The organism is Kitasatospora sp. NPDC004799 (assembly GCF_040609095.1).
In the GTDB taxonomy this organism is placed as follows: Bacteria; Actinomycetota; Actinomycetes; order Streptomycetales; family Streptomycetaceae; genus Kitasatospora.
The window spans coordinates 1-5,093 of the sequence record NZ_JBEXJK010000521.1 but is presented as its reverse complement, the minus strand read 5'-3'; the positions used below and the strand labels follow the sequence as shown (position 1 = coordinate 5,093).

8 protein-coding genes and 1 pseudogene are annotated in these 5,093 nt (G+C 72.8%); 3 read left to right on the top strand and 6 right to left on the bottom strand.

What is annotated here, in order from left to right; genetic code table 11:
• Positions 1 to 94: pseudogene (locus ABZW03_RS37040) on the bottom strand (tRNA pseudouridine(55) synthase TruB); the annotation flags it as partial.
• Between the two features lie 111 nt (positions 95 to 205).
• Here ABZW03_RS37040 and ABZW03_RS37035 point away from each other — a divergent pair.
• Both ABZW03_RS37035 and ABZW03_RS37030 read left to right on the top strand, forming a co-directional pair.
• A complete protein-coding gene (locus ABZW03_RS37035) occupies positions 206 to 1,174 on the top strand; it encodes an LCP family protein (protein ID WP_355268697.1) in 969 nt (322 codons plus the stop codon).
• A gap of 38 nt (positions 1,175 to 1,212) precedes the next feature.
• Entirely contained in the window at positions 1,213 to 1,698 is a 486-nt protein-coding gene (locus ABZW03_RS37030) for a hypothetical protein (RefSeq protein WP_355268695.1), read from the top strand.
• Between the two features lie 52 nt (positions 1,699 to 1,750).
• On the opposite strand, the gene ABZW03_RS37025 is transcribed toward ABZW03_RS37030, so the two are convergent.
• A complete protein-coding gene (locus tag ABZW03_RS37025) occupies positions 1,751 to 2,326 on the bottom strand; it encodes a hypothetical protein (protein WP_355268693.1) in 576 nt (191 codons plus the stop codon).
• A 269-nt stretch (positions 2,327 to 2,595) separates the two neighbouring features.
• Positions 2,596 to 3,090 (bottom strand): peptidylprolyl isomerase, encoded by a 495-nt coding sequence (locus ABZW03_RS37020; RefSeq protein ID WP_355268691.1) that lies wholly within the window; start codon positions 3,088 to 3,090, stop codon positions 2,596 to 2,598.
• Between the two features lie 196 nt (positions 3,091 to 3,286).
• Here ABZW03_RS37020 and ABZW03_RS37015 point away from each other — a divergent pair, with 196 nt between their 5' ends.
• Positions 3,287 to 3,673 (top strand): MerR family transcriptional regulator, encoded by a 387-nt coding sequence (locus tag ABZW03_RS37015; RefSeq protein WP_355268699.1) that lies wholly within the window; start codon positions 3,287 to 3,289, stop codon positions 3,671 to 3,673.
• Between the two features lie 37 nt (positions 3,674 to 3,710).
• Here the strand turns inward: ABZW03_RS37015 and ABZW03_RS37010 are convergent, their stop codons facing one another.
• From ABZW03_RS37010 to ABZW03_RS37000, 3 genes are all read right to left on the bottom strand, one after another.
• Positions 3,711 to 4,364 (bottom strand): methyltransferase domain-containing protein, encoded by a 654-nt coding sequence (locus tag ABZW03_RS37010; RefSeq protein WP_355268689.1) that lies wholly within the window; start codon positions 4,362 to 4,364, stop codon positions 3,711 to 3,713.
• A 100-nt stretch (positions 4,365 to 4,464) separates the two neighbouring features.
• Entirely contained in the window at positions 4,465 to 4,941 is a 477-nt protein-coding gene (locus ABZW03_RS37005; RefSeq protein WP_355268687.1) for a GNAT family N-acetyltransferase, read from the bottom strand.
• A 62-nt stretch (positions 4,942 to 5,003) separates the two neighbouring features.
• The coding region (locus ABZW03_RS37000) for an acyl-CoA dehydrogenase family protein (RefSeq protein WP_144385854.1) at positions 5,004 to 5,093 on the bottom strand (90 nt) is incomplete at its 5' end.

The following is a 5,093-nucleotide window of genomic DNA, read 5'->3' as shown; positions in this document are numbered from 1 at the left end:
GCACCCGCGCGTACGAGCGCTTGCCGTCGATCTTGATCGCGCTGACCTTCGACGGCACCTGCATGATCTCGCCGGTGAGCGCCGCGATCCCGGCGGCCCCGGTGGTCACGGTGGTCAGGGCCACGGCCCCGGCCGCCCCGGCGGGCCGGGCGGCACCAGACCGGCCGGTGCCCCGGCGGCCCGGCGCTGGCCGCGCCGGCGGATCGTGAAGTGGTCGGTCTTCGGCGTGCTGATCGCCGTCATGGTGACCGCCGTCTCCACCTGGTTCTGGGCCGACTCCAAGCTCAACCACGAGAACGTGCTCGCCGACTACCCCGGCCGCCCGGCCGCGGGCAAGGGCACCAACTGGCTGATCGTCGGCTCCGACAGCCGCCAGGGCCTCACCGACGCCGAGCAGGACGACCTGCACACCGGGCACGACACCGACAGCAAGCGCAGCGACTCGATGATGATCCTGCACATCGGGGACAACGGGAACACCCTGATGAGCATCCCGCGCGACTCCTGGGTGCCGATCCCCGAGCACCCGGGCGCCAACGGCAAGCCGGTCAAGGGCACCACCGCGAAGATCAACTCGGCCTTCGGCAACGGCGGCGGCCGGCTGCTGGTCCAGACCGTCGAGCAGAACACCGGCCTGCGGATCGACCACTACGCCGAGATCGGCTTCGGCGGCTTCGTCGGCATCGTCGACTCGATCGGCGGCGTCGAGATGCACATCGACCAGGACGTCAAGGACAAGGACTCCGGCCTCGACCTCAAGGCCGGCGACCAGACCCTCAGCGGCAAGCAGGCCCTGGCCTTCGTCCGCCAGCGCCACCAGATGGCCGACCAGGACCTCGGCCGGATGCGCAACCAGCAGAAGTTCCTCGGCGCCCTGGCCCACCAGGCCGCCTCCCCGGGCAACCTGCTGAACCCTTTCACCTTCTACCCGCTGGTCGACGCGGGGCTCGGCACCCTGATCGTCGACGAGGACTGCGGGCTGACCGACATCGGCTCGCTCTTCCTCGCCATGAAGGACGTCAACGGCGGCAGCGGCAAGTCGGTCACCGTGCCGATCGGCAACCCGGACTACCGGACCAAGACCGGCGAGTCCGCCGTGCTGTGGGACGCCAACAAGTCCAAGCAGCTGTTCGACGCCTTCAAGAACGACACCGCGGTGCCGGAGTTCAAGTAGTTCGCGACTTTCCGTGACCGCACCACCACAATGGGTGGATGTCACTCGTCACCGCACTGATCCGCCGCCGTCGCCACCGCCTCCTGGGCCGCCTGGTCCAGGAGGCGCTCGCGCTCTACGGGATGGAGGTGCCCGCCGCCTGCGAGATCGGGCCCGGGCTGGTCGTCGTCCACCGCGGCTTCGGCACCGTGCTGCACCCGTACACCACCCTCGGCGCCGGCGTGACGCTCTACAACGGCGTGACCATCGGCCGGGCCGACCCGTGGGTGCCGCAGGAGGAGAGCGCGATGCGGCGGGTGGTGGTCGAGGACGGCGCCGTGCTGTGCACGGGCGCCAAGGTGGTGTGCAAGGCGGGCGTGCTGACCGTCGGCGCGGGCACGATCGTCGGGGCCAACGCGGTGCTCACCCGCTCGACCGGGCCCGGGGAGGTCTGGGCCGGCGTCCCCGCGCGCAAGGTGGGGATGCGGTCGGGCGGCTGGGAGCCCTCCCCGGCGCCGGCCGGGGCGGTCCCGAGCCCCTCCTGAACGCGCCGGACGCACCAGGCGCCCCGGACGCGCCGGATGCGCCGGACCGGGGCTACACGTACGGCAGCAGGCCGGTGCCGCACTCCGGGAAGCGGACCAGCCACTCCCCCTCGCCGCCGGCCGCCTCGGTGGCGCCCGAGAAGCCGTAGTGGATCGGCTGCCCGTCGCCGCCCAGCCACCTGGCGTGGGTCAGCTGCACCGACAGCGCGGCCGGGTGGTGCGGGACGACGGCCGGCAGCGGCGGTGCGGGCTGCTCCAGCACCAGTTCGTGCTCGGTCTCGCCGGGCCGGAAGGTCACCACGGTCTCGGTGCCGGGGCGGCGCGGGAAGCCGCCCGCCGGGTCCGTCCAGTACGCGGCGACCATCACCGCGAGGGTGCCGTCCAGGCTGCCGGTGTCCGGCCGCACGTACTCCTCGTCCGCGACCCAGCGGGCGTGGTGGCGGACCTCCTCCGGGCCCCACCGCTCGTCCCAGCGCACCCAGTAGCCCGCCACGCGCTTGACGGTCATGCCCTCGCGGACGACCCGGACGGCGAACCGCGCCGGGCCGACCGGCTCGCAGCCGGCCAGGGAGACCACCGTCACCTGTTCGTAGGTCACCTCGCCGTCATCGGCGCCCTGCTCCATCATCGGTCAACCACCTTGCCGCAGAGTCGAGTTCGGCCGCGGTCGGGCCGCGTCCGAAGTCGAGCGTAGGGCCCTGGCGGGGGACGGCCGCGAGATTGCCCGGTTCCGGCCCGGAGGGCGGCGCTCCGGGCTACCCTGCCCGCCGCACCGCGGCCGGCCCCGGGGGCCGGCCGGCCCGGACCGCGGGAGCGGGTACGGAACCGCCCCGGAGCGGGAGGCCGGAAGATCCGACGTCCCGCTCCGGGGCGGTGTGTGCCAGGTGGCGGCGGTGACTACTCGACCACGCCGGACTTGGCGATGGTGACCTTCGCCGAGGTGCGGCCGCTCTGCGAGCCGAGGCCCTCGATCTTCGTCACGACGTCCATGCCCTCGACGACCTCGCCGAAGACGACGTGCTTGCCGTCCAGCCAGTCGGTGACGATGGTGGTGATGAAGAACTGCGAGCCGTTGGTGTTGCGGCCGGCGTTGGCCATCGACAGCAGGCCCGGGCGGGTGTGCTTGATCTTGAAGTTCTCGTCCGCGAACTTCTCGCCGTAGATGCTCTTGCCGCCGGTGCCGTTGTGGTTGGTGAAGTCACCGCCCTGGAGCATGAAGGCCGGGATCACGCGGTGGAAGCCGGAGCCCTCGTAGCCGAAGCCGTGCTGGCCGGTGGCCAGCTCGCGGAAGTTGCGGGCGGTCTGCGGGACGACGTCGTCGTACAGCTTGAAGACGATGCGGCCGGCCGGCTCATCGTTGACGGTGATGTCGAAGAAAACGTTGGAAGACATGCAGGGATGATGGCACGATCATCTGCTTTTCGTGCGGTACCCCCGGCCGGGTGAGTTCGGACGCGGCCGTGTTATCCGCCCCGCGGAACCGGGCATGTGACCCGGTTCACGCCTCCTCGGCCGGAGCCGGGAGGGCTACCATCGGTGTCGGCTTCGGACCTTGGTGCGGGACGACCTGGACGGCGGGGTGGACGGCATGCGGATCGGCGAACTGGCCCGGCGGACGGGCGTGAGCGAGCGCTCGCTGCGCTACTACGAGCAGCAGGGCCTGCTGGCCGCCCGCCGCACCGAGGGCGGCCACCGGGAGTACCCGGAGGCCGCCGTCGACCGGGTGGTGCACATCCAGGAGCTGTTCGCGGCCGGCCTGCACAGCCGCACCATCTACAAGATCCTCCCCTGCATGCGGGACTCCGACGGCAGCCCGAACGAGATCGCCACTCCGCTGCTGGTCGACGAGCTCACCGCGGAGCGCGAGCGGATCGACCGGACGATCAGCGACCTGCTGCGCTCCCGCGAGGTGCTGGACGAGGTGATCGCGGCCGCCTCCGGGCAGCCGCCGTCCGCCTCCTCCGAGGCCGCCTGACGGGTGCCGGGGCGGGTCGGACGCGCCCCGGGGGCCCTCAGGCCCGCGGCTTGCGGGCCAGCAGGTAGGCCTGCGGGGTCTTCTCGTCCCCCTCCGGCTCGCGGACCGTCCGGGAGGTGACCGGCAGACCGGCCTCCCGGGCCAGCTCCTCGACCCGCTCCGGCCGCAGCCGGCGGAAGTCCAGCGCCACCGGGTGGCCGAACGGCCGGTCCAGGTGCAGGGGCTGGTCGCCGACCTGGAAGGCGAGCATCAGGTGGCCGCCGGGGGCGAGCACCCGGGCGAACTCGGCGAACACCTCGGGGAGCCGCTCCGCCGGGGTGTGGATGATCGAGTACCAGGCCAGCACGCCGGTCAACTCGCCGTCCCGGAACGGGAGGTCGAACATCGAGCCGACGCTGAACGGCACCTCCGGGTGGGCCTGCCGGGCCAGCTCGACCATCCGCGGCGAGAGGTCGATCCCGTGCACGTCCACGCCGAGCCGGTGCAGCGGGCCGGTCATCCGGCCCGGGCCGCAGCCGACCTCGGCCGCCCTGCCGTCCGGCCGCTCGGCGCGGACCAGGTCGGCGAAGAGCGCCAGCATCGCCCGGTCCGTCGGCATCCCGCTCAGCGCGTCCCGGAAGCGCTCGGTGTACTCGGTGGCGATGGCGTCGTAGAACACCCTGGTCTCGGCGAGGAAGTCCGGCTCGGTCATGGTCCGGGACCCTACCCGGCGGCCGCCGAGCGCGGCACCGATCGCGGCACCGATCGCGGCAACCGGCCCGAGGGGCACGGGAGACGGCACGACCGTCGCGCTACAGCTCCCGTTCCGCCACCGCCTGGTCGCCGCTGAACTCGCCGGTCGGGCGGAAGCCGAGGCGGGCGTAGAACTCCGCCGGGCCGTCCGGGCCGGGGACGTAGCTGACCGTCGCCCGGGTGCCGCCACGGCGGCGGATCTCGGCGCAGACCTGCTCGACGGCGAAGCGGCCGTAGCCGCCGCGCTGCTGCTCGGCGTCGATCAGCAGCCGCCACAGGCCGGAGCGGGGGAGGTCGCCCGGGCGGTCGGGGTGGAAGGTGATGTCGAAGAAGGCCATCACGAAGCCGACCGGCCGGTCGCCGTCCAGGATCAGCCGGGGCCAGGCGGTCTCCCCGTACGCGTACGCCTCGGCCAGCGACTTCACCACCGGCGCGACCAGGCCCTCCTGGTCCGGGCGGACCCGCAGGGCGAGAGCGGCGTCGACGTTCGCGGGGGTGATGGGGGCCAGGCTGAGCACGGCGGGCGCGGAGGACATGGCGGGCAGCCTACGGAGCACGGCTGCCCGCCGTCGCGCGGTTTTCCGTCGGGGCGCGGGGCCTACGGGAGGTTGCGGGCCATCACGATCCGCTGGACCTGGTTGGTGCCCTCGTAGATCTGCGTGATCTTCGCGTCACGCATCATCCGCTC

Bases quoted from the DNA above. Each gene is read 5' to 3' on its own strand.
- ABZW03_RS37030 (WP_355268695.1), top strand. From the start codon at position 1,213: ATGTCACTCGTCACCGCACTGATCCGCCGCCGTCGCCACCGCCTCCTG.
- ABZW03_RS37025 (WP_355268693.1), bottom strand. From the start codon at position 2,326: ATGATGGAGCAGGGCGCCGATGACGGCGAGGTGACCTACGAACAGGTG.
- ABZW03_RS37020 (WP_355268691.1), bottom strand. From the start codon at position 3,090: ATGTCTTCCAACGTTTTCTTCGACATCACCGTCAACGATGAGCCGGCC.
- ABZW03_RS37015 (WP_355268699.1), top strand. From the start codon at position 3,287: ATGCGGATCGGCGAACTGGCCCGGCGGACGGGCGTGAGCGAGCGCTCG.
- ABZW03_RS37010 (WP_355268689.1), bottom strand. From the start codon at position 4,364: ATGACCGAGCCGGACTTCCTCGCCGAGACCAGGGTGTTCTACGACGCC.
- ABZW03_RS37005 (WP_355268687.1), bottom strand. From the start codon at position 4,941: ATGTCCTCCGCGCCCGCCGTGCTCAGCCTGGCCCCCATCACCCCCGCG.